We start from the raw sequence: 24,423 nt of genomic DNA on the forward strand, positions 1-24,423 counted from the left end.
GTGGCGGGGGCGGCGTGGCGGAGGCGGCGTGGCGGGGACGGCGTGGCGGAGGCGGCGGGGCGGGGACGGCGGGGCGGAGGCGGCGTGGCGGGGACGGCGGGGCGGAGGCGGCGTGGCGGGGACGGCGGGGCGGAGGCGGCGTGGCGGAGCCGTCGTCGGCGGGGATGTTGCGGCCGAGGAGGCGTCATCCGTCTGAGGGCTGTCGTTCTCGCGGTGAGGTGGCTGCGCAGAAGACTCCCCGCCGGGAGAAATCGTGCAAGATAGCAGAAATCTGGAACACTCGCGCAAGATCCAGAGGCCACGAACGGCCCGCCCCCGCCCGCGAAAGGTCGGTCAGGGGCGCCGAGATTCCGAAAACCGACGTCCCACGAACTACCAGTCAGGGCGCTGAGGTTCGGAAGGCTTGCCGTCCCATACAGGCTGCGGTCATGCTCGCCGAGGGTGCGAAGCCGCCGCCTAGCGACAACCCAGCGAGGGCGCCCAGGCTCCGGAGACTTGATGGAAGCGCCCGGTAGGCACACTTCGCAGTAGAGGTCAGGGTGTGGCGGTGGCCTCGGCTCCGGCAGCTGTCTAGCCGAAGGAGACGATCAGGGCTGCTCCGGTCGCCGCCACGTAGAGCGCACAAGCCGCCACCATCACCCGCAGGCGCTCCCGCTCGCCCCGCCCCAGCCGGCGCAGGAACACCGCGAGCAACGGCAGCACCAGCACGGCGTGCAGCGCGACCCCGTGCACCGGTTTGAGGAAACCGCCGTCGGTGTACGCCGCCTGTGGGCTCACCGAGCGGAAGAGGACCGTCCCGCGCGCGATCATGGCGATCCCGCTCGCCAGGCTGACCAGCAGCAACCCGAAGCCGGTGCGGACCGCCAGCCGCATGTCGGCCGGCCCGCCGACCCGCCCGCGCAGCGCCGTCACCGCATACCAGCCGAGCACCGTCACCAGCACCGCCCCGCCGGCGGCCAGGCTCATCGCCACGCCCGTGTCGAACGGCGTCTCAGTGTTCCAATGTGAGGGCACCCCGCGCCACGCCTGCAACGTGATCCCGGCGACCTCCAGCACGCAGTCGGCCGCGAACACGCCGAGCAGCCAGGCCCGGGCCCGGTCACCGAGGACCAGCCCTCGGGTGATCCACGCGACCGTGATCAGGGTCAGCCCGAACGACAGGCCGAACGTCGCCGGCTTGCGCCACGACACCGGGCCGGCCCACGGCACGTCGTCGGCGAGGAACACCCCGAGATGCACGATCCCGGACAAGATCAAAACCAGGCCGATGACGTACGCCCAGAGCTCCACCGGCTTTCTCATGCCCGGATCATGCTCTGCCGGGACTTCCGGCGTCGTCATGTCCCGGTCGTATTCACGGGTACGCCGCCGGTCGTACGCATGGGTCATGATCGTGGGTGTGAGCGGCAGACTACGGGCGATCGCCCAGGAGACGGTCTCCATCGTGGAGCGCGGTTGGTATGCGGGCCCGGACGGTGTCGTCGACATCGCCGCCGGCGTGACCCGTGCGGTCGAGGGCACCCGGCTGCACCTGCCGGACGACGTGCTGGCCGAGCCGGTCGCCGTGGCCGGCCCGCCGGTGGTCGAGGTGACCGGGGAGAGCAGCCTCGAGGCCGCCCGACGGCTGGCCGACGAACGCGACGGAGTGGCCTGCCTCAACTTCGCGTCGGCCCGCAACCCGGGCGGCGGGTTCCTCAACGGCGCTCAGGCGCAGGAGGAGAGCATCGCCCGGGCCTCGGCGATCTACCCGGCGCTGCGGGCCGCCGGTGACTTCTACACCTTCCACCGGGCGGATCGGGGTCTGCTCTACACCGACCGGGTCATCTGGTCACCGGCGGTTCCGGTGTTCCGTGACGACCGCGGGCGGATGCTCGCCCGCCCGTACCAAATCTCGATCTTGACCGCGGCCGCCCCGAACCGTGCCATGATCGCCCGCGACCAGCCCGGACTTCTGCCGGAGGTGCCCGGGGCGCTCGCCCGGAGGGCGGCGCGGGTGTTGCGGGTGGCGGCCGCGCATCGAAGCCGTGAGCTGGTGCTCGGCGCCTGGGGATGTGGGGTGTTCGGCAACGATCCGGCGCAGGTGGCGGCCGTGTTCGCCGAGGCTCTGGCCGGTGCGCCGTGGTTCGACCGGGTGGTCTTCGCGATCCTGGACCGGCGGGAGACGGTGCGGGACGAGTTCCGTGCCGCCTTCGGTCTGACCTGATTCGCGCTCCCCGGGGCTGATCTCCCGCGCCGGGGGTGACGGAAGGTAGGGTGTTGTTCACCGCCCGTCCGTGGATCGTGTACGGCTGGAGTGCGCATGACGACGGCTACCGAGGATCCGCTGATCCGTTTCGGCCGCTGGGCGCTCGCCAAGGTGTGGTTCGGGGTGGTGCTCTCCGGCGGCTACGCGCTCGGCCGGCACTACGACTGGCCGCAGGCGTTCCTGACCGCGGCGGCCGTGCTCGGCGCGGTGACCCTGGCGCTCGCCTCGTCGTTTCTGCCGGTCTGGACCAGGCAGCGGCCCAGCGGCATCCCGGTCGCCGACGTCGGGCTGCGGGTGATGGTCTGGGGTGGCCTGGTCCTCTCGGTGATCGCCCTGCTGGTGGGCATGCCCGCGGTCGGCATGGTGGCGGCCGCGCTGCTGCTCAACACGGCGGCCCGCACGTTCGGCGACCCGTTCGCCCCGCTGCTGCGCCGAATGCGGATCACCCCCGAGGTCCGGCACATCCGTCCCGTGGAGCGACCGGCCCGCCCTGATCGCAACCGGTCACGCCGTCCCGCTCCAGCGCGCCGGGCAGCCTGAACCGGACTGACGTTTTCCCTGGTCTCAGAGGTTGCGGCGGGTTGCCGACCTGAGTAGTGCGGGCAATGGCTGCCATCCGGACCAGGGGGACGGGATGAATCGGTTCTGGGCCGACCTCAGCGTGAATCTCAAGATCATGACCTCGATCACGGTGGCGGCGGTGATCGCGCTGCTGATCGGCATCCTCGGACTACGTGCCCTCTCCTCGGCCAGCGAGTCCGCCCAGTGGATCTACCGCAGCAATGTGGTGGGCGTCTCCGCTCTCGGCGAGCTCAAGGCCTGGATCAACCAGTCCCGGGTCGACCTGGTCGGACATGTGATCTACCGGGAGGTGGCGACCAAACAGAAGTACGAGGCGGCGTTCGACAAGGACCTCAGCGAGGTCGACGCGGCGATGGCCGCCTACGAGGCCAGCACCCCGGCCGCCACCCCGGAACAGGTCGCGGCGGTCAAGGACGGCTGGCAGCAGTACGTCAGCATCGCCCACGACAAGCTCATCCCGACCTCCCGGCGCAACGACATCGCAGCCTGGGGCGACATCCGTGACCAGCAGATCACCCCGATCGTCACGAAGATCCGCGAACAGCTGGCGGAGATCGACGCCGCCGAGAACGCCGCGGCCGCCGCCTCCGCCGCCGCTGCCCGGTCCGCGTACGAGTCCAGCCGCCTCCAGTCGATCCTGCTGCTCACCATCGGCATCGCCGGAGCGCTCGCCCTCGGCACGCTCGTCGCCCGTGGCATCGTCCGTTCCCTCAGCCGGGTCACCGCCGTCTGCGAGGGCCTCGCCGACGGCGACCTCACCCAGCAGACCGGACTGACCAGCCGCGACGAGCCCGGCCGGATGGGCCGTGCCCTGGACGCCGCGATCACCCGGCTCCGGGACACCGTGAGCACCATCGGCGGCTCCGCGGTCACCCTGGCCAGCGCCTCCGAGGAACTCTCCACGGTCAGCGCCCAGCTCCAGTCCGGCGCCGCCGACGTCGCCGACAAGGCCGGTTCGGCCAGCGCCGCCAGCGAGACCGTCAACGTCGGCGTCCAGTCGATCGCGGCCGGCGCCGAGGAGATGAGCGCCTCGATCACCGAGATCGCCTCCAACGCCGCCGACGCCGCCCGGGTCGCCCAGGAGGGCATGGCCGTCGCCGAACGCACCAACAACCAGGTCGCCGAGCTCGGCGCGGCCAGCGCGGAGATCAGCGACGTGGTCCGGCTGATCACCAGCATCGCCGAGCAGACCAACCTGCTCGCCCTCAACGCCACCATCGAGGCGGCCCGCGCCGGTGAGCTCGGCAAGGGCTTCGCGGTCGTCGCCGGCGAGGTCAAGGAGCTGGCCCAGCAGACCGCCAAGGCGACCGAGGAGATCACCGGCCGGATCGGCGCGATCCAGGAGTCCAGCAACTCGGCGGCCACCGCGATCGGCGAGATCACCCAGGTCATCCAGCGGATCGGCGACTACACCACCACGATCGCCTCGGCGGTCGAGGAGCAGACCGCCACCACCGGCGAGATGAGCCGGTCCGTCGCCGACGCCGCCACCAGCAGTGGTGACGTGGCCCGTACCGTCTCCGGGGTCGCCGAGGTCGCCTCCGCGACCGCCGACGGCGCCCGGGCCACCCAGCAGGCCGCCGCCGACCTCACCCGCCTCGCCGGCGACCTGACCAACCTGGTCGGCGGATTCCGGCACTGACGTTCGAACGCTGATCGGGGGAACACAGGTGTTCTCGGAGACGCCTTACGGCCTGGTCCGGCCCACGATGGACGACGCGCGGGCCGCCGTGCATCGGGTGCACGCCGGCGACGGGCCGCGGGTCTGGGCCGGCCTGCTGCGCGCCGCCGGCACCGACGGGACCGGCGAACACGGGCTGGACCGGCTGATCACCGCCATGCGCCAGGCCGACCCGGTCAGCCGGCTGTGCGCGCTCGCTCTGACGATCCGGCTCGACGCGCACTCCCAGCTGTCACTTCTCGCGAAGGAGTTGTCGTGAACACCGACCTGTTCGACCGGCTCGGCGTACCGGAACGGATCCGGGAGATCGCCGGCTACGACCTCTTCGACCCCGACCTGCGGACCAGCCTCGACGCGATCGCCCAGCGCAGTGCCGGGCTCATCGAAGCGCCGGTCGCCCTGGTGTCGGTGGTGCTCGACACCTCACAGTTCATCCTCGGCTCGCACGGGGTGTCCGGATGGGTCGCCGAGACCCAGGGCGTGCCCGCCGAATGGGCCATGTGCACCCACACCGTCCTGACCGGCGAGCCGTACTGCGTCGTCGACGGGATGAACGACCCGCGGCACCTCGACAACCCGTTCCTCCAGATGACCGGGCTGCGCAGCTATCTCGGGGTGCCGCTGACCGGGACCGGCGGGCACACCCTCGGGGCGCACTGCGTGATCGACGCCCGGCCGCGCATCTTCAGCGATGTGGACCTGGCGGTGCTGGGCGACGGCGCTGAGAAGGCGATGAAGCTGCTCTGCGCGTACCGCCTCCGATAGATCTCCTAAAGAGGTGTGCCGTTCCACTTCCAGTCGGTGCGGCGCGGGTGGCCCGGCAGGTCGCCGCGGCCGGTCGCCCACAGCAGCGTCGCCCAGCGGCCGGTCGTCTCCGGCGCCTCCCGGAACAGGCGGCGCAGCGCCCGGTCGCACAGATCCTCCGGCGGCGTCCACGGCAGATCGAGCGTCACCGCCACGTCGTGCAGGTGCGCCAGCGTCTCCACCACGCCCATCGCCGCGAAACCGGCCGGATCCGAGACGCCGTAGGGATGGAACGCCCGCCGCTCCGGCGGCGCGACGGTGATCACCGCCGCGAGCAGCCCGCCCGACGACTCCAGCACCTGGACCAGCCCCTCCGGGTTCTTGGTGTCCTCGGCGTAGATCGTCAGAGCCGGCCCGTCGGGCCGGCTGCGCCGCCATCCGAAGGGGACATATCCCTCCGGCGGGGTGTTCTCGGAGGCGACTTGGCCGGCGTACGCGAAAAGATCGTCGGCGACATGCTCCACCGTCTCCCAGCAGGTCCAGGTCAGGTCGGCAGCCGGCACATGCCAGTCCCGGCCGGTGGCCGTCCGGAGGGTGGCGGCGGCGAGAGAGACGGCGGTGCGCACGTCGTCAGCGGTGGTCATGAGCCGGAATCTATCCGTACGGTGACCGCCGCCCCACGCATTTTTGTCATACCCCCGGCGCATCATCGCGGTATGGGAGAACCAGCAACTCCGATTCGCCGCCGGATCGAGCTCACCGTCGCTGAGGCTCGCCTGCGTTTCCAGCAACTGGTCCGGGTCACCGGGCTGACCGGTCAGATCACCGTCGTGGTCGACGGGGGCCGGCCGGTCGCCGCGATCGTCCCGGTCTCCGACGTCCTCGGCGCCGGCCCGGCCCCACCCGGCGTCGCTCCACCGGCCGAATCCGCCGCCCCGGTCGCGGCCGTCGCGCCGCCTGCCTCTTCCGCGCCTGCCTCCTCCGTGCCTGCCTCGTCCGCGCCTGCCTCGTCCGCGCCGGTGGCCGTCAACGCCGCGGGCTGGATGCGGCGGATCGAGAAGGTCCGGGAGGACGTCCGCCGTCAGCACGCCCAGCGGATCGGCGATTTGTCCCAAGCCTTGGACGAGGCCTGGCGCCTGCTCGACGACCTCCGGCCGGCGGGCACCGACCGTTCCGTCGACACCCTGCGTGCCGCCCACACCGACCTGCGAAAGGCGAGCTGATCAATCACGACTTGACCGATAGGAGCGGGGCTAAGATCGGACGATGGCTCGACCGCTCGACCTCTTCGTCCCGGGAGTCGTCTATCTCGACGTGATCTTCACCGGTCTCCGTGAGCTGCCCGCGCCCGGCGAGGAGGTCTGGGCGAGCGGCATGGGCTCGTGCCCCGGCGGGGTGGCCAACCTCGCGGTCGCCGCGAGCCGGCTCGGCCTGCACACCGGCCTGGGCACCGCGTTGAGCTCGGACGCCTACGGCGAGTTCTGCCATCGGGTGCTGAGCCGCCAGGAGGGCATCGACCTGTCCGCGTCCCGCCAGATCGACGACTGGCACTCCCCGGTGACGGTCTCGCTGGCCTACGACCGCGACCGCAGCATGATCACTCACGGCCATCCGCTCCCGACCGACGAGGACGGCCTGGTCAACGGCCTGCCGGCGGCCCGCAGCGCGGCGGTCAGCCTGTCGCCGGAGGGCACCGGCTGGGTGCGGCGGGCCCGGGCCACCGGCACGATGGTGTTCGCCGACGTCGGGTGGGACGAGACCGAGCAGTGGTCCTGCGACGTGCTGGGCGACCTGTCCGACTGCCACGCCTTCCTGCCGAACCAGGTGGAGGCCATGCGCTACACCCGCACCGACGATCCACGGCAGGCGCTGGAGAAGCTGTCCGGCCTGGTCCCGGTGGTGGTGGTCACGTGCGGCAGCGACGGGGCGATGGCTGTCGACGGGACGACGGGTGAGGTGGCGGCGGTCCCGGGCGTGCCCGTGGAGGCCCTCGATCCGACCGGCGCCGGCGACGTCTTCACCGCCGGTTTCATCACCGGCACCCTGGGCGGCTGGCCTCTCGCCGACCGGGTCGCCTTCGCCACGCTGGTCGGCGCCCTCTCGGTCCAGCACTTCGGCGGCTCCCTGTCGGCGCCCGGCTGGGGTGACATCGCCGACTGGTGGCGGGCCACCCGTCTGGCCGCCGCCGACCCCGGGCTGGTGGCCCGCTTCGGCTTCCTCGACGACGTGATCCCACCGGGCAGCCGGAACGCCGTCCACCGGGCGACCGCCACGATCGCCCGCCTCTCCGACGCCCAGGCCGACCACTGACCGCCGCGGCTGCGGGGGCACGGGCTCCGGAGACGCGGCTGCCCGGCCGCGGGTGAGCGGCCGGGCAGGTTGCGGGACTGAGGATCAGCGCCCCCGGGTGGGCGTCAGAGGGTGGGGCGTCAGACGGTGGCCTCGGCCGGGTGCCGCGGCGGGATCGTGTGGTCGATGGCACGCGTCGGCTTGCGGTTCGGCAGGGCCAGGCGGAAGACCTTGGCCCACGCCGAGGCCACCTGCACGACGAACGGCCCGGTCACGTACTTCAGCTCGTACTTCTCGAAGAGGGCCCGCACCTTCGGCGCGATCTCCGCGTAGCGGCTGGCCGGCAGGTCCGGGAAGAGGTGGTGTTCGATCTGGTGGGACAGGTTGCCGGTCATGATGTGCATGAGCTTGCTGCCGGAGATGTTCGCCGAGCCGAGCATCTGCCGCAGGTACCACTCGCCGCGGGTCTCGCCGGTGATCGAGGTCCGCTCGAAGGTCTCCACACCCTTCGGGAAGTGGCCGCACATGATCACCGAGTGGCTCCACAGGTTGCGGACCACGTTGGCGACCACGTTGGCGGCCATGGTGCCGAAGAACGCGCCGAACGGGTTGCCGAAGGCCAGGCCGACCGGCACCGACAGGGCCGGGTGGGCGACGTAGTCCTTCAGCATCTGGTTGCGGATCTTGCGGCCGACCTGGCGCAGCCGGGCCCGGAAGTCCGGGTTGTTGCGGCGGCGCTTGCTGGCCAGGTTGCGGCCGAGCTCCAGGTCGTAGGCGGCGATGCCGTACTCGAACAGGCAGGCGTTGATGAAGTTGTAGAGCGGCTGGCCGAGGTGCGCGGGCGCCCACTTCTGCTGCTCGTCGACGCGCATGATGCCGTAACCGAGGTCGTTGTCCCGGCCGACCACGTTCGTGTACTTGTGGTGCAGCTCGTTGTGCGAGTGCTTCCACTGCTCGGCCGGCGCCGCGAAGTCCCACTCCCACGTGGTCGAGTGGATCTTCGAGTCGCGCATGAAGTCGTACTGGCCGTGCAGGATGTTGTGGCCGATCTCCATGTTCTCCAGGATCTTGGAGATGGAGAGGCCGATCGTGCCGAGGATCCAGGCCGGCGGGAGCACCGAGAAGAGCAGCACCGCGCGGCTGCCCACCTCCAGGCGCCGCTGGATGGCGATCATCCGGCGGATGTACTTCGCGTCCTTCTCGCCGCGGACGGCGAGCACCTCGTCCCGGATGGCGTCGAGTTCGCGGCCGATCTCCTCGATGTCCTCGGGGGAGAGGTGGGCGATCGGGTTGACTTCCTTGCGCTGCAGCGTCGTCACGGAACTTCCTCGTTCTTTCGTGGGAGCCGGCCCGCCGGGGGAGCGGCTCTCGGGTGGGGCTCCGAGGGTTGCGGCCTCGGAGAGAGAGCGGTCAGAGGGTCAGGCGTCGATCCGGCACGGGCCGGCGGCAGCCGAGATGCAGGTCTGGATCAGTGGCTTGTCGCCGTCCACCTCGGAGGCGGTGGTGATGGTGCCGTCACGCAGGTCACGGACGATGCCCTCGCGCATCGGGAGCACGCACTTGTAGCAGATGCCCATCCGGCAGCCGGACTTCATCAGCTGCCCGGCGGCCTCACCGGCGTCGAGGATCGAGGTGCCGCCGGAAGCCTCCACGACCAGGCCGGACTTCTCGAAGGTGACCGTGCCGCCGTCCCCGGCGACCAGCACGACGGTCCGGAACCGCTCGACGTGCAGCCGCTCGGTGGCGCCCGCGTCGGCCCAGTGCTCCTGGAGGTCGTCGAGGAGCTCACCGGGGCCGCACGCCCAGGTCTCCCGCTCGAACAGGTCGGGCACCAGGTCGGCGAGCCCGGCCGGTTTGAGCCGCCCGTCGGCGCCGGTGTGCCGCTCGATCAGCCGGATCCGGCCCTGGGCGGCGAGGTCACGCAGCTCGGCGCCGAAGACGACGTCCTCGGCCGTCCTCGACGAGTGGACCACGACGACGTCGCTCAGCTCGTGCAGGGCGCTGCGCAACATCCCCATCACCGGGGTGATGCCGCTGCCGGCGGTCACGAACAGCGTCTTCGCGGGCCGCCGCTCCGGCAGCTGGAAGTCACCGTCCGGCAGATCCAGGTGGACCAGCATGCCCTTACGGGCGTTCGCCAGCAGGTACGAGCTGACGATGCCGTTCTCGACGGCGTTGACGGTGACCGTGAACCGGCCGTCGGCACGGCCGGCTGCGCTGCTCACCGAGTAGGCACGCCACAGGCGGACCCCGTCGACGTCCACGCCGAGCCGTACATACTGTCCTGGCTTGTGGGGCTGCCAGCCGCGCCCCGGGCGCAGCTCCAGGGTGACCGCCTTCGCGGTCTCGTGGCGCACCGCGTCGATCCGGGCGCGCAGGACGGTCGGGTTGCGCAGGGGCGCGATCACGTCGAGGTAGTCGGCCGGCACCACCGGGGTGGTGATCAGCTCGACTACGCGCCACGCGCCGTCGCGCAACTTCTGGGTAACAGCCACGTGACCAAGCCTGCTGCCTGGGATATGCAAAGTCCTGACCAGGGGAAGTGAATCCGGAGCCGCATAATTGTTCGACGGGGACAAGGAAGCTCGTTCACGGCCTCCTAGAGTCCGTACTTACGGGGCAACGTGAACAATCCTGGTTGATTGGACCGGGTATGTCGGGCGAAATGGTGGGAGACCGCGTGAAACAGCCGTTACGTGACGTACGGTCCTATCGTCTCCCGACGGAGGTGATCGACCCGCTCCGGCACGGCCTCCCCAAGGTGTCCTCGCAGACCATCGCGGCGATCATCAAGGAGGTGCCGGCGTACGCCGAGCCGTTCTCCGGCGCGCTCGGGCACAAGATCGCCCGCGCCGTGCGGGCCGCCCTCGGCACCTTCCTCAACCTGGTGTCCCGGCCCGGCGCCGACCCGGGCACCCCGATGTCGTCGGCGATCGAGGCGGCGTACGCGCTGGGCCGTGGCGAGGCCCGCTCCGGTCGCAGCCTGGACGCCCTGCTCGCGGCCTACCGGGTGGGCGCCCGGGTGGCGTGGCGCGGGCTGGCGGCGATCAGTGTCGAGGCGGGGCAGCCGGCCGCCACCATCGCCGATTTCGCGGAGCTCGTCTTCGCGTACATCGACGAGCTGTCGGCGGCGAGCGTGGCCGGGCACGCCGACGAGCTCGCCGCAACCGGCCGCATCCGGCTGCGGCGGCTTCAGGAGCTGGCCCAGGCGCTGGTCGCGGGGGAGCCGGCGCACGTCCTGCAAGGGCTGGCGGAGCAGGCCGAGTGGGCGCCGCCACAGAGCCTCACCGCGCTGCTGCTGCCCGAGCGCGCGGCACGATGGGTGATCGACCTGCTCGACCCCCGCACCTTGCAGCTCGCGGACGCCGTACCGGATCTGCCTGGTCTGACGGTCTTGTTCGTGCCGGATCCGCAGGGCTGCTCGCGCCCGACGCTGAACCGGCTGCTGACCGGCCACAACGTGGTGATCGGCCCGGCCCGGCCGTGGATCGAGGCGCGCAGCTCGCTGGATCGCGCCGTGCGGGTGTACCGGCTCGGCCCGCCGGACGGCGGCGCGGTGACCGACACCGAGGATCATCTCGCCGCCGTCGTGGTGACCGCCGACCCGAGCGCCCTGGCGGACCTGCGTGCCTGGGCGCTGACGCCGCTGGCCGGGGAGCGCGGGGCGGCCGCCGCCAAGCTGATCGAGACGCTGCGCAGCTGGCTGCTGCATCACGGCCGGCGTGAGGACGTCGCGGCTGAGCTGTTCGTTCATCCGCAGACGGTCCGCTACCGGATGGCACGGCTGCGGGAGCTGTACGGGGAGCGGCTCCGCGATCCGCAATGGGTGCTCGCGCTGACCATCGCCCTGGCCATCCCGGAGACGTGACCGCGGGCACATACCAAAGTCTCGGACCATCGACTTTCGGCAACTGGCCGCTCACCCGCCGCTGGGCATAGCGTCAAACCATCATCCGGTACGGCGGAGCGGAGGCCCTGATGAGCGGCGAGAAATCGGGCCGGGAGCCGACCGTGCTCGCGTTCTCCCCGGTCGGCCGTGCCCTGGTGCTGTTCGGCCCGGCGGCCGCTGGTGTGCTCGTGGCGGTCCTCGCGCCCATCCTCGCGCGCTGGCTGGTCTCGGTGCACTTCCCGGTGCTCGGCGTGGTTTGGCGGGTGGCCGGGTCGGTCGACACGTGGTGGAAAGTCGCGGTCCAGGCCCTCATCCTGGCCGTGTTCGGCGCGCTCGCCAGCGTGGAGATCGTGCGCCGCAGCACCCGGGTGACCATCGGATCGATCGAGGTGCGCCTGGAGACCGGTGACCGGGCGGTGTCCCTGGCCCGCCCGCAGATCGACGTCGTCTTCATGGACGGTAGCTTCCTGGTGATCCTCGACCACGAGTCCCGCCAGCTGTTCCACGGCGAGCCACAGGCCGAGAGCGGCCCACTGAAACGGACCTTCACCGCGTATGGCTATCCCTGGCGCGAGGAGGATCCGTTCACCGGGCTCTACCAGCAGTGGGTCCCCGGGACGGAACGGCTCCCGGTCGCCGTCGAGGCGGTCCTGTCCGCCCGCGCCGTCGCCCTCCGCAAGAAGGCTCCGCGCGAGGCCGCCGAGCTGCGCGACTCCCTGGAGAAACTCGGCTACGCGGTCCGCGACGACGGCGACCGTCAGCTCTGGCGGCCGCTGGTGCGCTCATGACTTCTCAGCCCGCACTCACGGGGGTGCCGGCGGCCTCACCCGCTCCGGCCAGTGCACCCTCGCTTGCGCCCCCGCCCTCGTCGGCGCCGTCCGGCCGGCGTGGGCGGCTGACCAGCGGGCGGGCCTGGGACGTGGCGGCGATCCTGGTCTCGTGGTTCGGCGGGCTGCTGCTGATCGGTGACGCCGCGACGGTCCGCGGGCTCTCCGACGACGCCATGTTCCTGCACTTCGTGGCCGGGTGCGCCCTGTCGCTGGCGCTGTGGTGGCGGCGCAGCCATCCGATGGGCGTGGCGATCTTCCTGATGGTGGCGTCGGTCTTCGCCGACGGCGCCGGGATCGCCGCGCTGATCGGGCTGTTCACGGTGATCTCGCTACGACGTGGCCGCCCGGTGATCGTGATCGTCCTGCTCAACCTGGTCGGCGGGATCGCGTATTCGATCATCTACCCGGACCCGACGTTGTCGCCGGCGGAGCGCTCGGTGGTGAGCTTCGTCCTGACCGTGGCGGTCCTCGCCGCCACGGTGGCCCTCGGGATCGCCGCACGTTCCCGGCGGGAGTTGATCGAGTCACTGCGGGAACGCGCCATGCGGGCCGAGACGGAAGCGCACCTGCGGGCCGAGCAGTCCCGCGCCCGCGAACGCGAACGGATCGCCCGCGAGATGCACGACGCCCTCGCCCACCGGATCTCCATGGTCAGCCTGCATGCCGGCGCCTTGCAGATCCGCCCCGACCTCACTTCGGAGGAGGTGGCCAAGGCGGCCGCGACCATCCGGGACAGTGCCCACCACGCCCTCGAGGACCTGCGCGAGATCCTCGGTGTCCTGCGAGCCGGCCCCGGCGACGCCCTGCGCCCGCAGCCCGGCGTGAGCCACCTCGACGATCTGATCGGCGACGCCCGGGCGGCGGGCATGACCGTGACGGCGACCAACGACCTGACCGGGCCGGCGCTCAGCGCCTCGCTCAGCCGCACGGTCTACCGCCTGGTCCAGGAGGGCCTCACCAACGCCGGCAAACACGCCCCCGGCAGCCCGGTGACCCTTCTCCTGGCGCAGTCCTCCACCGGTGACCTGCACATTCACCTCTCCAACCGGTTGCCGTCGGCCCACGCCCGGGGCGCGCTCGTTCCCGGGGCCGGTAGTGGGCTGCTGGGCCTGACCGAGCGGGTCGAGTTGCTGGGCGGGCGGTTACGGCACGGGGTTCACGGAGACCCGAGGGCCGGGCTCACCTTCGATCTGGAAGCCTGGATGCCATGGCCGACTCCGTCCGGGTCCTGATCGCCGACGACGACCCGCTGGTCCGGGTCGGCCTGTCACTGGTTCTGGGCGCGGCGCCGGAGGTCGAGATCATCGGTGAGGCGAGCGACGGCGCCGAGGCGGTCGACATGGCCCGCCGCCTGAAACCCGACGTGGTGCTGATGGACGTCCGGATGCCCCGGATGGACGGTCTGGCCGCCACCGAGGCGCTGCGCCGCGACGGGCCGGAACCCGCGATCATCGTGCTGACCACGTTCGACACCGACGAGTATCTGCTCGGCGCGCTGCGGCTGGGCGCCAACGGGTTCCTGCTCAAGGACATCGCCCCGACTGAGATCCTGAGCGCGGTACGCCGGGCCGCCGCAGGCGAGTCGATCCTGGCTCCGGCAGTGCTACCTCGCCTGATCGACTACGCGGTCGGCCGGGCCACCGGCGGCAGCGGCGATGGCGGCAGCACCGGCGGCAGCGGCAGCAGCGGCAGCAGCGGCAGCACCGGCAGCACCGGCAGCAGCGGTGGCAGCGGTGGCAGCGGTAGCGGCGGCGGCCGGGACGTTGCCGGGAGTGACGCGCCCGTTGATCAGGATGGCGGCGGGGTGTCGCCGGCCGATTCCGAGCGGCGTGCCCGTGCGGCAGCGACCCTGCGGCGGTTGTCCGGACGCGAGCGGATCGTCGCGGAGGCCGTCGCCACCGGTCGGTCCAACGCGGAGATCGGCGCTGAGCTGCACATGAGCATCCCGACCGTGAAGGCGTACGTCTCCCGGCTGCTGGACAAACTGGGATGTTCGAACCGGGTCCAGATCGCGATCCTGATCCACGAGGCCCGCTGACAGCTCCGAGCACGACCCGGAGCCGAACCGGGTCCCGGCCCGGAGCAGAGGGGGCAGAGCCGCGGACCCGGTCGGATCGTGGTGTCCTGGTGGCGTTCCGAGGACGGGGCCGCTTCCTGGAAAGCGGCCCCGGAACTCAGCAGGCGCCCTGGTCGGCCCAGACGTCGGCGACCCCGGGCGTCTCGCCCTGCGTCCACCACTTGGCCCGCCAGGTGCGGCTGTTGTGCGACGCCAGGTTGCCCCCGACGTACACCGTGCCGCTGCTCCAGGCCGGCGCCGTGCACGAGCCGGACGGCGGGGGAGTCGTGGGACCGCCGCCACCGCCGCCGATGTTGACGTCGATGCAGGAGTAGAACGCGTTCGTCGTGTCGGAGATGGTCCAGACGGCGAGGACCTTTTGCCGTCCGGAGAACCCGCTCAGGTTGACCGTGTGCGAGAGCGTCGCCGGCGGCTGCTGGCTGTTGCCCGCGAAGTAGCCGACCCGCGTGCCGCCGATGAAGTACTCCCAGCTGGCGGTCGCGTGCCGGGCCGTGTTGATCCACGTGAACGTCTGCGTGCTGCTGACGTTGGTGGCCGGCCAGCCCTTGCTGTCGTCGTTGAGCTCGGCGAACACCGAGTTGTTGCCGTGGCAGTTCCGCAGGCCCTTGGGACCTTCGACGCTCTGCGGCTCGTACTTGATCTGCCCGCAGGCGACCCGGCCCTGGGCGCAGAGCGCCTGCCGGCTGGGCGGTGAGGAGACGTAGCCGTGAGCCGAGGCCGGCGTCACGACCAGGAGCGATCCGGCGGCGCCCAGCAGGGCTACCGCGAGGAGGGTGATGAGTCGGCGCATGTCACTCCCCAAAGATGAACGTCTATCGATGGATGTGACAAAAATATAAAGCAAGGTTTCCTAATAGAAAAGCGCTCTCCTGTGGAAGCGCGCCCTCCGCCACAAGACCGGGGTCACATGACCGGACGTCACATGACCGGAGGCCAGACAGGCGGAGGGCGCGCGGGGAGTGGCCGGATCAGGCCAGAACCGAGCTGACGGTCTCGGTGGGGAGCCCGAGAGCTGATCCGACCAGGTCGTTGGTGAGGACGCCGGCGTGCACGTTCAGTCCGAGGGCGAGCGCCGGGTCGGCCCGCAGCGCGTCCCGCCAGCCCAGGTCGGCCAGCCGCAGCACGTACGGGAGGGTCGCGTTGGTCAGCGCGTACGTCGAGGTGTTCGGCACCGCGCCCGGCATGTTGGCCACGCAGTAGAAGACCGACTCGTGCACCCGGTACACCGGGTCCTGGTGCGTGGTGGCCCGCGAGTCCTCGAAGCAGCCGCCCTGGTCGATCGCGATGTCGACCAGCACCGAACCCGGCTTCATCCGCTTCACCAGGTCGTTGCTGACCAGCGTCGGGGCCTTCGCGCCGGGCACCAGCACCGCGCCGATCACCATGTCGGCGGCCAGCACCGACTGCTCGATCGTGTACGAGTTCGACACCAGCGTCTTCACCCGCCCGCCGAACTGCGCGTCGATCTGCCGCAGCCGGGGCAGGCTCAGGTCGAGGATGGTGACGTCGGCGCCGAGACCGAGCGCGATGGTCGCCGCGTTCACGCCGGAGACGCCACCGCCGATGACGGTCACCGCGGCCGGCGCGACCCCCGGCACCCCGCCGGGCAGCACGCCGCGGCCGCCGCTGTTGCGCATCAGGCTGTACGCGCCGACCTGCGGAGCAAGCCGGCCGGCCACCTCCGACATCGGGGCGAGCAGCGGCAGCGACCCGTCGGCGAGCTGCACCGTCTCGTACGCGATCGCGGTCGTCCCGCTGTTGATCAGCGCTTTGGTGCCCTCGGCGTCGGCCGCGAGGTGCAGGTAGGTGAAGAGCACCTGCCCGGCGCGCAGCCGGTGGTACTCGGACGCGATCGGCTCCTTGACCTTGAGGATCATGTCGGCCGCGCCCCACACCGCGTCGGCGTCCGGCAGGATGGCCGCGCCGGCGGCCACGTAGTCCTCGTCGGTGATGGCGGATCCCACTCCGGCGCCGGCCTGCACCGACACGGTGTGCCCGTGTCGAACCGCCTCCACCACGCCGGCCGGGGTGATCGCCACCCGGTACTCGTGGTTCTTGACCTCTGCCGGCACGCCGATGTGCATGGGACTTTCCTTCCGTCACCAAGTGATGGCGATAGGGTGGAACGTTGTGCAGTGGACCGGCAAGTCGAGCGAAGAAGATTCTGTCCGTAACAGTCCAGGTGCAGATCCTTCGCAGCGGCGGCCGAAAGTGACCGATCTGCCGAAGGATGTTCGAGGCCTCGACAACATCGATCTGGAGCTGCTGAGCCTCCTCCAGGCCGACGGCCGGATGCCCAACAACGCCCTCGCCGACCGGGTCGGCATCGCCCCGTCGACCTGCCTCACCCGGATCCGCCGGCTCCGCGAGCTGGGCGCCGTCCGGGGCTTCCACGCCGACGTCGATCCGGCCTGGATCGGCCGCCCGATCCAGGCGATGATCGCCGTCCGGGTGCGCTCGGACGCCCGTGAGGCGATCGGCCGCTTCGCCGAGTCGCTGGCCGGCATCCCGGCCGTCCGCGACGTCTACTTCGTCTCCGGCTCCTACGACTTCCTGCTGCACGTGGCCTGCGCCGACGTCGACGACCTGCGGGCCGTGATCACCGAGCGCCTGAGCGGCACCCGTCTGATCGCCGGCACCGAGACCTACCTGATCTTCGAACACCGCCGCGGCGGCGCCTCCTGACCACGCGGGCTGGGGTCACGTGGGTGGGCGCTCCAGCCAGATACTGTCCGGCCAGCCGGGCCGGGTGGCCGGCTCGCGGCGCAGCTCGGTGAAACCGTGGGCGGCGTAGAACCGGGCCGCCGGAGTGTTCCCATCGAGGTGCGACAGCCGGACCGGGGACGACGGGGCGTACGAGATCAGGGCCTCGAGCAGCGCGGACCCCGCTCCGGAGCGTTGGGCCGCGGGCAGCACGTACAGCTTCCAGATGATCGGTGTCTCGCCCCGCATGTCGATGTTGCCGGTGGCGACCGGACCGGAGGCGCCGGAGGCGACGAGGACCGTCGTGGTGTCCAGGCTGCGCGCCACCGCCTCGGGTGACCACCAGCTGGCCAGGCCGTGCGCGATGTAGTCGGCCCCGGCGAAGGCGTAGGTGGGCGGCCAGGTCAGCCGTCCGATCTCGACGATCGCGGGGATGTCGCCGGTGGTCGCCGTCCTGATGTCCACCCGGCGATTGTTCCCGGCCGGGCGACGGCGATCAACCGGTCTTGCCGAGATCACTGATTCCCGGCCGGCCCGGTTCATGGACGGCGACTCCCCGGGCCAGGCCGGAGACATCGAGTCGATCGGCGCGGTCCGGCCGGGCGGCGCTGATGTGGCCGGACGGCGGGCAGCGGGCGCGAACCGTCCGCCGTAGCATCTCCCGGTGGCATTCCGACGGATCGTTCTGACCCTGCTCGTCGCCGGCAGCCTGGCCGCCTGCCAGTCCGGCGAGACGCCGGCGGCCGACACGGTCGCCGCGACGCCCGCACCGGCGACCGAGGGCGGCGTGGCGTCGGCGCCCGTCGCTTCGGCGAACGCGCCGTCGGCCTCCGGGTCGCCGTCGACGTCCGGCTCGCCGACCCCGTCGCCGTCGAAGGCGACGGTCAAGACCCTTCCGAAACCCGGCAACGCGTCGGGCAAGGCGGCCATCCCGGCGGCGGCGAAGCCGGTCGACACAAGCGACCCTGATCGTACGATCGGCGACGGCACCCCGGCGAGCTGCACCTCCGCCGCGGTGGTGAAGGCGGTCGCGGCCGGCGGCATCATCACCTTCGACTGCGGCCCGGCACCGGTGACGATCACGATGACCGCGACCGCGAAGGTCCGCAACCCGGTGGCCAAGGTGGTCCTCGATGGCGGTGGCCGGGTGACCCTGAGCGGCGGCGGGAAACGGCGCATCCTCTACATGAACGTCTGTGACACCGCGCAGGGCGTGAGCCCGGCCAGCGGGCACTGCCACGACAAGGTGACCCCGCGCCTGACCGTGCAGAACCTGGTGTTCGCCAAGGGCAACGCCACCGACCCGACCGACGAGCTGGGCGGCGGCGGCGCGATCTTCGCCAACGGCGGCGGCCTGCGGGTGATCAACTCACGGTTCACCGACAACAGGTGCGCGGGCACCGGCCCCGACATCGGCGGCGGCGCGATCCGGGTGCGGCTTCAGGGCGGGAACCAGCCGGTGTACGTGACCGGCAGCACCTTCACCGGCGGCGTGTGCTCCAACGGTGGCGCGCTGAGCAGCATCCACGTCTCGTGGACCATCCTGAACAGCGTCTTCTCCGGCAACTCGGCGGTCGGCAACGGCGCGAACCCGGCCCGCGACGGCACACCCGGCGGTGGCAGCGGGGGCGCGATCTACCAGGACGGGGACACGTACAAGCTGACGCTCAACGGAACCGTGGTGGAGAAGAACAAGGCCAACGAGGGTGGTGGCGCGATCTTCTTCGTCAGCAACGACCGGACCGGCACGCTGACCATCCGTAACTCGACGCTGCGCAACAACGTGAGCAAGGGTTTCGAGACCGACGGGCTGCCCGGCATCTTCTACCTGGGCAGCGGCGACCCGGTGACGAGCGGCTCGAAGCTGAGCTGAGACCGCCGGCCGTCGCTCAGAGCGCTTATCGGGGTGCGGTGAGGCGTGTGAGCGACGGCTGAGACCGCCGGCCGTCGCTCAGATCGGTTTTCGCGGGTGGATAAGGCGTGTGGGCGACGGCTGAGACCGCCGGCCGTCGCTCAGATCGGTTTTCGCGGGTGGATAAGGCGTGTGGGCGACGGCTCGTGGTCCTAGCGGTAACCGGAAGGGCACTGGGGGGACGCCGGCCGGCGGGGTGGAGGCGGTGGCCGGCGTGGCCGCGACGGCCCGGGCCGGGCCACGCGGAAGGCGGAGACGGATGTCTGGTGCACGCGTACCTCGGGGGCGGGATGGTCGGGCCGATCGGCCCGTAGTGTCCGCACCGGCCCCCGAGGTTGCTCCACTGTGACCCGGGTCACGCCGAGGGGTGGTGGCCGCCGCGGATCGACGACGGCGGCGCCAGCCGGTCGCTGATTACGTGCGCCGCGAACAGGTGGAAGCCGATCACCAGCGGGATCGTCGCCGGCACCGACAGAGCCAGGAAGAACGCGAGCACCCCGGCCAGCGCGGGTGCGATCGCCGCCCACGGGCGGGCCGACATCCGGCTCCACGACCAGGACAGGGCGGCCCGCCACGGGGTCTCCGGGTCACGGCCGACGGCCACCAGGGCGAGCGTGGCCACCCCGGCCAGCAGTCCCGCGACACCACCGGTGATCAGCAGGACCGGGGTGCCGCCGGGCACCAGGCCGCGGGCCAGCGCCATCAGGTCGATCAGCAGCAGCGCGGCCACCAGCACGAACGGGATGCCGGGCAGGATCGAGCGGAGGTACTGGCGCAGCAGCGGGCGGAACGCGGGCAGGCGGCCGTTCCGGTAGCGGTGGTGCACGGCGGTGGACCCGGCGGCCAGCGCGGCGGTCAGAGTCAGCAACGGCAGCGCGGCCGCGGTCACCACGATCCCGATCAGGGCCAGGTCGGTGCCGAGGGCGAACCGTTCCCGCCAATCGGGGCGCGGCTCGGGCTCGTCCTCGCCCGGCCAGTCCGGGGCGCTTCCACCAGCCGCGGAGGACGAGGGCGCGGAGGAGGAGGGCGCGCCCTCACCCGTACCGGAGAAGGCCGGGGAAACCGGGAGGGGCGCGCCGCCCGCCGCCGAAGCGGCGAGCGGGCGGCTGAAGAAACGTGTCATCCCTTGAGGCCCGACGTGTTGATGCCCTCGACCAGCAGGCGCTGGAAGGCCACGAAGAACAGGAAGACCGGGGCCAGCGACAGCACCGACATGGCGAACATCGGACCCACCGAGGACTGCCCGCTCGAGTCGATGAAGAGCGTCAGCGCCACCGGGGCGGTGTACTTCTCCAGGTCGGAGAGGTAGACCAGCTGGCGGAAGAAGTCGTTCCAGGTCCAGATGAACGAGAAGATCGCCGTCGACACCAGCGCCGGCCGGGACAGCGGCAGGATGACGTGCCGGAACACCCCGAACGGGGTGCATCCGTCGATGATCGCGGCCTCGTCGAGCTCGCGGGGCACGCCCCGCATGAACTGGACCATCAGGAAGACGAAGAACGCCTCGGTGGCCAGCAGCTGCGGGACGATCAGCGGCGCGTACGGCCAGTCGCCGCCCACCCAGCCGAACGTCTTGAACATCACGAACTGCGGGACGATCAGCACGTGCCCGGGCAGCAGCAGCGTCCCGATCATGATGGCGAACCAGAAGCCGCGCAGCTTGAACTTGAGCCGGGCGAAGGCGTACGCCGCCAGCAGGCAGGAGACGCAGTTGGCGACCACGGTCAGCCCCGCGACGAGCGCACTGTTGACGAAGAACCGCCCGAAGCTGACGTCGAAGTTGGTCCAGCCCGCGCTGTAGTTGCCGGGTGTCCACACGTTCGGGAGGATCCCCATGTTGTTGAGGACCTCCTCCTGGCTCTTGAACGAGCTGCCGAGCATCCACACCAGCGGGTAGAGCACCACCGCCGAGAGCAGGACCAGCGTGAGAGGCCGGGCCAGGCGCTGGAGGGTCATCAGTCTTCTCCGTCCGAGTAGTGCACCCAGAACCTGCCGGTCCGGAAGACGACGGCGGTGACCAGGCCGATCGCGAGCAGGAACACCCAGGCCATCGCGGACGCGTAGCCCATCTGGTACTCGTTCCAGCCCTTGATGTAGAGGTGCAGGGTGTACATGAGGGTCGAGTCGACCGGGCCACCGGTGCCGTTGGAGAGCACGAACGCCGAGGTGAAGCCCTGGAAGCCGTTGATCGTCTCGAGCACCAGGTTGAAGAAGATCACCGGGGACAGCATCGGCAGCGTGATGTTGAAGAACTTGCGCACTGTGCTCGCGCCGTCCACCGACGCCGCCTCGTAGAGCTCGACCGGCACCTGCTTCAGGCCGGCCAGGAAGATCACCATCGGGGCGCCGAACTGCCAGACGGCCAGCAGGATCAGCGTGCCCAGCGCGAAGTCCGGGTCGTTGACCCAGGCCTTGCCCTCGATGCCGAACCAGCTCAGGAACGAGTTGAACGCGCCGTCCCGGTTGAACATGTTGACCCAGACGATGGCCAGCGCCACGCTGCCACCGAGCAGCGACGGCAGGTAGAACAGGCCACGGAACAGGCCGGCGGCCTTGAACGAACGGTTCAGCAGGAGCGCCACGCCGAGCGCGGCGGCCAGCTTCAGCGGCGTCGCCACCAGGGCGAACACCAGAGTGGTCTGGACCGCGTGCCAGAACGACGGGTCCTCGGTGAACATCGTGCGGTAGTTGTCCAGCCCCACCCACTTCATCGACTCCCAGTCGGAGAGGACGTCGTAGTTGGTGAAGCTGAGGTACAGCGACATCAGCATCGGGACGGCCGTGATGGTCAGCAGCCCGAGCAGCCAGGGGGAGAGGAAGAGGTAGCCGGCGACGCCGTCGGTCCGGTGCTTGGCGGGGCGGCCCCGCCGCTGAGCAGCGGCGGGGCCGGCCGGCGGCCGGGTCGACGAGGGCCGGGCCGTTGTTGTTGCCATGGGACTCACCGCTTGATCGCGGCCTGGCTGGCGGCGAAGAACTGCTCGGCTGCCTGGGCGGGGGTGGCGCGGCCGTACTGGGCCTCCTCAGCGGCCTTGATCAGCTCGGAGCGCACCGTGCTGTGGCCCTTCGGCGGAACCGTCGGCGCCGGGCCGAAGTTCTTGCCCAGCTCGTCCATGACCGCGATGGTCTCCTTCATCGCCGCGTTGTCCGTCGACGCGGCGACCTGGGTGCGGATGTCGAGGTTGGCCGGCAGGCCACGGTCGGTGCCCAGGATCTTGCCCGCCTCCGGGTCGTTGACCAGGAAGTTGAGCACGTCGGCGGCGACGTCCTTGTGCTTGCTGCCGCGGTAGACCGAGAAGTACATCGAGGCGCGGGCCCACTGCTTGGTCGCGTCACCCGGGTAGGCGATCACGGCCAGGTCGTCCTTGGTGTTCTTCTGCAGCTCGGGCAGCTGGTTGGCCCACACCCAGGAGGTGAGCGCCTTGTTGGTGACGACCAGCTGCTTGGTGACGTCGGTGGCGTTGCCCTCGTGGATCACGTCCGGGGTCGGCGTGGACTGGCCGTCGCGGGCGCCCTTCCACAGCTCGAACCAGGCCTGCACGTCGGCCTGGGTGAAGCCGAGCTCGCTGCCCTTGTACAGCTCCTTGCCCTGCTGGCGCAGCCACAGCCAGAACGCCTTGTAGTCGGCGCTCGGGTCCATGGTGCCGGCCACCTTGGTCTTGGTGGCGGCGTCCTTGGCCCAGGCGATGTGCTCCTCCCAGGTCTGCCCGGTGGTGGGCACGGCGACCCCGGCGGCGTCCAGCTTGGCCTTGTTGTAGACCAGGCCCTGGGTGTTCTCGCCGGGCGCGAGGCCGGCCAGCTTCCCGTCGACGGTGCCGTAGTCGATCAGGCCCTTCTGGAACTTGGCCGTGTCGATCTTCCCAGACTTGGTGTACTCCGACAGGTCGGCCGTGACGTTGCGGGTCGCGTACTCGGCCAGGTAGTTGTCGTCGATCTGGAAGATGTCCGGGGCGTCGTTGCCGGCCGTCAGGGTGGCCAGCTTGTCGAAGTAGCCCTGGTTGGCCTGCCACGTCTTCTTGAACGTGACCTCCGGGTGCTTCTGCGTGTAGAGGGCGAGCGCCTGCTCGGTGAGCTGGGCACGGGCCTCGCCTCCCCACCAGAAGAAGCTCAGCTCGACCTTGCCGTCGTCGGCGGCACTGTCGTCGCTGCTACAGGCGCCGAGGGCCAGGGGAAGGGCCAGCATGGCGGCCACGACACCGCTGAGCACGCGGCGGCGGGGAAGGGGGTGGTATGCGGTCATGGGGTTTCGTCACTCCTTGACGGTTGCGGCAACCTCAGCGTTGAGCGCGACGGCCGGGGCGTACGGCCCCGGGCCGGTGGAGTTGCGAATGATCAAGTCGGTCCGGAGCGTGACCTGCCCGGTCGCCCCGTCGTCGCCCTGCTGGAGCAGCATGTCGACGGCGGTTCGGCCGGCGGCCGCGGTCGGGTTCGCCACGGTTGTCAGCCGTGGCCGGACCAGCCCGCTGTACGCGATGTCGTCGATGCCGACGACACTCACCTGCCCGGGGACGTCGACACCGCGGTCCTGCAACGACTGGAGCAGGCCGATGGCCATCAGGTCGTTGTAGGCGAGCACCGCGGTGGCACCGGTGCGCAGGACAGCCTCGGCGGCCGCGGCGCCGGTCTCCTCGACCGGCTGGTTGGGGCCGAGGACGGTCAGATCCGCGCCGGCTGCCCGGGTGGTGGCCCCGGCGGCCCGGCGGATCTCCCGGTTGGTCCATGAGCCACGTGGCCCGGCCAGGTAGACCAGGTGTCGGTGGCCCAGGCCGAGCAGGTGGCGCACGGCTTCCCGGGCGCCGTGTCCCACATCCATGACCACCGCGGGCAAGCCGGTGATCATGCGGTTGACGACGACCAGTGGCACCTCACGGCGCACCTGTTCTATCTGGTCGTCGCTCATCCGGGGACTGCACAGGAGGATCCCGTCGACCTGCTTGGCCAGGGCCTGCACCAGGTCGAGCTCGACGATCGGATCCTCGTCGGTGTCGGCGACGAAGACGTGGTAGTCCCGCCGCCGGGCGTGGGTCTCGGCCGCCTTGATCAAGGGCGGGAAGAACGGGTTCGCGATATCGGCCACGATCAGGCCGATGTTGTGGGTACGTCCGGTGATCAGCGCCCGGGCCGCCCGGTTCGGGCGGTAACCGAGCTGCTCCGCGGTGGCCAGGACCCGGGAACGCGTCTCGGGGTTGACCAGATGGGGTGCGGAGAACGTGCGCGACACCGTGGAGATGTGCACTCCGGACGCTCTGGCGACGTCCCGGATCGTCACGGCCACGGTGCCCTCCTTGCTGGCGATTCGGTGTGACCCGGATCTCTTGGTGACAGCCATTAATGCAAACGGTTGCGGTGGTGTCAACGCCCTTCTATGTCGCTTCCATTTCAAGATCGTGTTCTGGCTGGGTCAAATCTGGACAAATCCGTGTTACGCATTGACTTCGCTCGTGCTTCCGTCCCTAATCTGTTGCAAACGTTTG

Annotated in this window: 25 protein-coding genes; 13 read left to right on the forward strand and 12 right to left on the reverse strand. The window is 70.8% G+C overall.

All coding sequences use genetic code 11. The features are described 5' to 3' along the window. Window positions 1–570: 570 nt before the first annotated feature. Window positions 571–1,302 (reverse strand): hypothetical protein, encoded by a 732-nt coding sequence (locus tag AB0E94_RS47370; protein WP_360341510.1) that lies wholly within the window; start codon window positions 1,300–1,302, stop codon window positions 571–573. Window positions 1,303–1,399: 97 nt separating this feature from the next. Between AB0E94_RS47370 and AB0E94_RS47375 the strand changes: the two genes are divergently transcribed. The 5 genes from AB0E94_RS47375 to AB0E94_RS47395 all read left to right on the forward strand — a co-directional run bounded on the left by AB0E94_RS47375 (window position 1,400) and on the right by AB0E94_RS47395 (window position 5,273). Next, complete coding sequence (locus tag AB0E94_RS47375; protein ID WP_360341513.1) at window positions 1,400–2,203, forward strand: TIGR02452 family protein; 804 nt, start codon at window positions 1,400–1,402, stop codon at window positions 2,201–2,203. 96 nt (window positions 2,204–2,299) lie between these two features. Continuing rightward, window positions 2,300–2,785 carry a hypothetical protein gene (locus tag AB0E94_RS47380; RefSeq protein WP_360341516.1) on the forward strand — a complete coding sequence of 162 codons (486 nt, stop codon included), beginning with the start codon at window positions 2,300–2,302 and terminating at the stop codon, window positions 2,783–2,785. 94 nt (window positions 2,786–2,879) lie between these two features. After that, the gene (locus tag AB0E94_RS47385) at window positions 2,880–4,469 is read left to right on the forward strand and encodes a methyl-accepting chemotaxis protein (RefSeq protein ID WP_360341519.1); all 1,590 of its coding nucleotides are present in this window, start codon (window positions 2,880–2,882) and stop codon (window positions 4,467–4,469) included. Window positions 4,470–4,497: 28 nt separating this feature from the next. Beyond that, complete coding sequence (locus tag AB0E94_RS47390; protein ID WP_360341522.1) at window positions 4,498–4,767, forward strand: hypothetical protein; 270 nt, start codon at window positions 4,498–4,500, stop codon at window positions 4,765–4,767. Further along, a complete protein-coding gene (locus AB0E94_RS47395) occupies window positions 4,764–5,273 on the forward strand; it encodes a GAF domain-containing protein (protein ID WP_360341525.1) in 510 nt (169 codons plus the stop codon). The genes AB0E94_RS47390 and AB0E94_RS47395 overlap by 4 nt, the downstream gene beginning before the upstream one ends. A 5-nt stretch (window positions 5,274–5,278) precedes the next feature. Here AB0E94_RS47395 and AB0E94_RS47400 read toward each other — a convergent pair whose 3' ends face one another. Further along, a complete protein-coding gene (locus AB0E94_RS47400; RefSeq protein ID WP_360341528.1) occupies window positions 5,279–5,896 on the reverse strand; it encodes a DinB family protein in 618 nt (205 codons plus the stop codon). A gap of 72 nt (window positions 5,897–5,968) precedes the next feature. Here AB0E94_RS47400 and AB0E94_RS47405 point away from each other — a divergent pair, with 72 nt between their 5' ends. Together AB0E94_RS47405 and AB0E94_RS47410 are read left to right on the forward strand one after the other, a co-directional pair. Beyond that, entirely contained in the window at window positions 5,969–6,475 is a 507-nt protein-coding gene (locus AB0E94_RS47405; RefSeq protein WP_360341531.1) for a hypothetical protein, read from the forward strand. 43 nt (window positions 6,476–6,518) lie between these two features. Next, window positions 6,519–7,562, forward strand: a complete 1,044-nt coding sequence (locus AB0E94_RS47410) for a PfkB family carbohydrate kinase (protein WP_360341534.1) — start codon at window positions 6,519–6,521, stop codon at window positions 7,560–7,562. A gap of 119 nt (window positions 7,563–7,681) precedes the next feature. On the opposite strand, the gene AB0E94_RS47415 is transcribed toward AB0E94_RS47410, so the two are convergent. Further along, a complete protein-coding gene (locus AB0E94_RS47415; protein ID WP_360341537.1) occupies window positions 7,682–8,860 on the reverse strand; it encodes an acyl-CoA desaturase in 1,179 nt (392 codons plus the stop codon). Window positions 8,861–8,959: 99 nt separating this feature from the next. Then, on the reverse strand, window positions 8,960–10,036 hold the full coding sequence (locus AB0E94_RS47420) for a ferredoxin reductase (RefSeq protein WP_360341540.1): 1,077 nt from the start codon (window positions 10,034–10,036) through the stop codon (window positions 8,960–8,962). A gap of 185 nt (window positions 10,037–10,221) precedes the next feature. On the opposite strand from AB0E94_RS47420, the gene AB0E94_RS47425 reads away from it, so the two are divergent. The 4 genes from AB0E94_RS47425 to AB0E94_RS47440 all read left to right on the forward strand — a co-directional run bounded on the left by AB0E94_RS47425 (window position 10,222) and on the right by AB0E94_RS47440 (window position 14,298). Further along, entirely contained in the window at window positions 10,222–11,409 is a 1,188-nt protein-coding gene (locus AB0E94_RS47425) for a helix-turn-helix domain-containing protein (protein WP_360341543.1), read from the forward strand. Between the two features lie 110 nt (window positions 11,410–11,519). Then, window positions 11,520–12,218, forward strand: a complete 699-nt coding sequence (locus AB0E94_RS47430; protein ID WP_360341546.1) for a hypothetical protein — start codon at window positions 11,520–11,522, stop codon at window positions 12,216–12,218. Further along, entirely contained in the window at window positions 12,215–13,492 is a 1,278-nt protein-coding gene (locus AB0E94_RS47435; RefSeq protein ID WP_360341549.1) for a histidine kinase, read from the forward strand. Before AB0E94_RS47430 ends, AB0E94_RS47435 begins: the two co-directional genes overlap by 4 nt. Then, the gene (locus AB0E94_RS47440; protein ID WP_360341552.1) at window positions 13,468–14,298 is read left to right on the forward strand and encodes a response regulator transcription factor; all 831 of its coding nucleotides are present in this window, start codon (window positions 13,468–13,470) and stop codon (window positions 14,296–14,298) included. The genes AB0E94_RS47435 and AB0E94_RS47440 overlap by 25 nt, the downstream gene beginning before the upstream one ends. Window positions 14,299–14,434: 136 nt before the next feature. Here the strand turns inward: AB0E94_RS47440 and AB0E94_RS47445 are convergent, their stop codons facing one another. Together AB0E94_RS47445 and ald are read right to left on the reverse strand one after the other, a co-directional pair. Further along, window positions 14,435–15,127, reverse strand: coding sequence for a lytic polysaccharide monooxygenase (locus AB0E94_RS47445; protein WP_360341555.1), 693 nt, complete (start codon window positions 15,125–15,127; stop codon window positions 14,435–14,437). 178 nt (window positions 15,128–15,305) lie between these two features. Next, entirely contained in the window at window positions 15,306–16,421 is a 1,116-nt protein-coding gene (gene ald, locus AB0E94_RS47450) for an alanine dehydrogenase (protein ID WP_360341558.1), read from the reverse strand. A gap of 127 nt (window positions 16,422–16,548) precedes the next feature. On the opposite strand from ald, the gene AB0E94_RS47455 reads away from it, so the two are divergent. Beyond that, a complete protein-coding gene (locus AB0E94_RS47455) occupies window positions 16,549–17,022 on the forward strand; it encodes an Lrp/AsnC family transcriptional regulator (protein WP_360341561.1) in 474 nt (157 codons plus the stop codon). Window positions 17,023–17,037: 15 nt separating this feature from the next. Here AB0E94_RS47455 and AB0E94_RS47460 read toward each other — a convergent pair whose 3' ends face one another. Continuing rightward, the gene (locus tag AB0E94_RS47460; RefSeq protein ID WP_360341564.1) at window positions 17,038–17,505 is read right to left on the reverse strand and encodes a GNAT family N-acetyltransferase; all 468 of its coding nucleotides are present in this window, start codon (window positions 17,503–17,505) and stop codon (window positions 17,038–17,040) included. Between the two features lie 199 nt (window positions 17,506–17,704). On the opposite strand from AB0E94_RS47460, the gene AB0E94_RS47465 reads away from it, so the two are divergent. After that, a complete protein-coding gene (locus AB0E94_RS47465; RefSeq protein ID WP_360341567.1) occupies window positions 17,705–18,913 on the forward strand; it encodes a hypothetical protein in 1,209 nt (402 codons plus the stop codon). A 394-nt stretch (window positions 18,914–19,307) separates the two neighbouring features. Here AB0E94_RS47465 and AB0E94_RS47470 read toward each other — a convergent pair whose 3' ends face one another. Genes AB0E94_RS47470 through AB0E94_RS47490 form a run of 5 tightly spaced genes read right to left on the reverse strand, consistent with a single transcriptional unit; the run spans window position 19,308 to window position 24,224 of the window. Beyond that, the gene (locus AB0E94_RS47470; RefSeq protein ID WP_360341570.1) at window positions 19,308–20,075 is read right to left on the reverse strand and encodes a hypothetical protein; all 768 of its coding nucleotides are present in this window, start codon (window positions 20,073–20,075) and stop codon (window positions 19,308–19,310) included. Next, window positions 20,072–20,908 carry a carbohydrate ABC transporter permease gene (locus AB0E94_RS47475; RefSeq protein WP_360341573.1) on the reverse strand — a complete coding sequence of 279 codons (837 nt, stop codon included), beginning with the start codon at window positions 20,906–20,908 and terminating at the stop codon, window positions 20,072–20,074. Before AB0E94_RS47475 ends, AB0E94_RS47470 begins: the two co-directional genes overlap by 4 nt. Beyond that, window positions 20,908–21,885 (reverse strand): sugar ABC transporter permease, encoded by a 978-nt coding sequence (locus AB0E94_RS47480; RefSeq protein WP_360341576.1) that lies wholly within the window; start codon window positions 21,883–21,885, stop codon window positions 20,908–20,910. Before AB0E94_RS47480 ends, AB0E94_RS47475 begins: the two co-directional genes overlap by 1 nt. Window positions 21,886–21,890: 5 nt before the next feature. Next, window positions 21,891–23,189, reverse strand: a complete 1,299-nt coding sequence (locus AB0E94_RS47485; protein WP_360341579.1) for an extracellular solute-binding protein — start codon at window positions 23,187–23,189, stop codon at window positions 21,891–21,893. Window positions 23,190–23,198: 9 nt separating this feature from the next. Continuing rightward, window positions 23,199–24,224 (reverse strand): LacI family DNA-binding transcriptional regulator, encoded by a 1,026-nt coding sequence (locus AB0E94_RS47490; RefSeq protein ID WP_360341582.1) that lies wholly within the window; start codon window positions 24,222–24,224, stop codon window positions 23,199–23,201. Window positions 24,225–24,423 lie beyond the last annotated feature (199 nt).

The sequence above is a fragment of the Actinoplanes sp. NPDC026670 genome (assembly GCF_040638175.1).
In the GTDB taxonomy this organism is placed as follows: domain Bacteria; phylum Actinomycetota; class Actinomycetes; order Mycobacteriales; family Micromonosporaceae; genus Actinoplanes.

Coding starts and splice junctions, on each gene's coding strand:
- ald (WP_360341558.1), bottom strand. CDS start 16,421: ATGCACATCGGCGTGCCGGCAGAGGTCAAGAACCACGAGTACCGGGTG.
- AB0E94_RS47400 (WP_360341528.1), bottom strand. CDS start 5,896: ATGACCACCGCTGACGACGTGCGCACCGCCGTCTCTCTCGCCGCCGCC.
- AB0E94_RS47385 (WP_360341519.1), top strand. CDS start 2,880: ATGAATCGGTTCTGGGCCGACCTCAGCGTGAATCTCAAGATCATGACC.
- AB0E94_RS47405 (WP_360341531.1), top strand. CDS start 5,969: ATGGGAGAACCAGCAACTCCGATTCGCCGCCGGATCGAGCTCACCGTC.
- AB0E94_RS47435 (WP_360341549.1), top strand. CDS start 12,215: ATGACTTCTCAGCCCGCACTCACGGGGGTGCCGGCGGCCTCACCCGCT.
- AB0E94_RS47410 (WP_360341534.1), top strand. CDS start 6,519: ATGGCTCGACCGCTCGACCTCTTCGTCCCGGGAGTCGTCTATCTCGAC.
- AB0E94_RS47480 (WP_360341576.1), bottom strand. CDS start 21,885: ATGGCAACAACAACGGCCCGGCCCTCGTCGACCCGGCCGCCGGCCGGC.
- AB0E94_RS47430 (WP_360341546.1), top strand. CDS start 11,520: ATGAGCGGCGAGAAATCGGGCCGGGAGCCGACCGTGCTCGCGTTCTCC.
- AB0E94_RS47440 (WP_360341552.1), top strand. CDS start 13,468: ATGGCCGACTCCGTCCGGGTCCTGATCGCCGACGACGACCCGCTGGTC.
- AB0E94_RS47475 (WP_360341573.1), bottom strand. CDS start 20,908: ATGACCCTCCAGCGCCTGGCCCGGCCTCTCACGCTGGTCCTGCTCTCG.
- AB0E94_RS47445 (WP_360341555.1), bottom strand. CDS start 15,127: ATGCGCCGACTCATCACCCTCCTCGCGGTAGCCCTGCTGGGCGCCGCC.
- AB0E94_RS47470 (WP_360341570.1), bottom strand. CDS start 20,075: ATGACACGTTTCTTCAGCCGCCCGCTCGCCGCTTCGGCGGCGGGCGGC.
- AB0E94_RS47380 (WP_360341516.1), top strand. CDS start 2,300: ATGACGACGGCTACCGAGGATCCGCTGATCCGTTTCGGCCGCTGGGCG.
- AB0E94_RS47485 (WP_360341579.1), bottom strand. CDS start 23,189: ATGACCGCATACCACCCCCTTCCCCGCCGCCGCGTGCTCAGCGGTGTC.
- AB0E94_RS47370 (WP_360341510.1), bottom strand. CDS start 1,302: ATGAGAAAGCCGGTGGAGCTCTGGGCGTACGTCATCGGCCTGGTTTTG.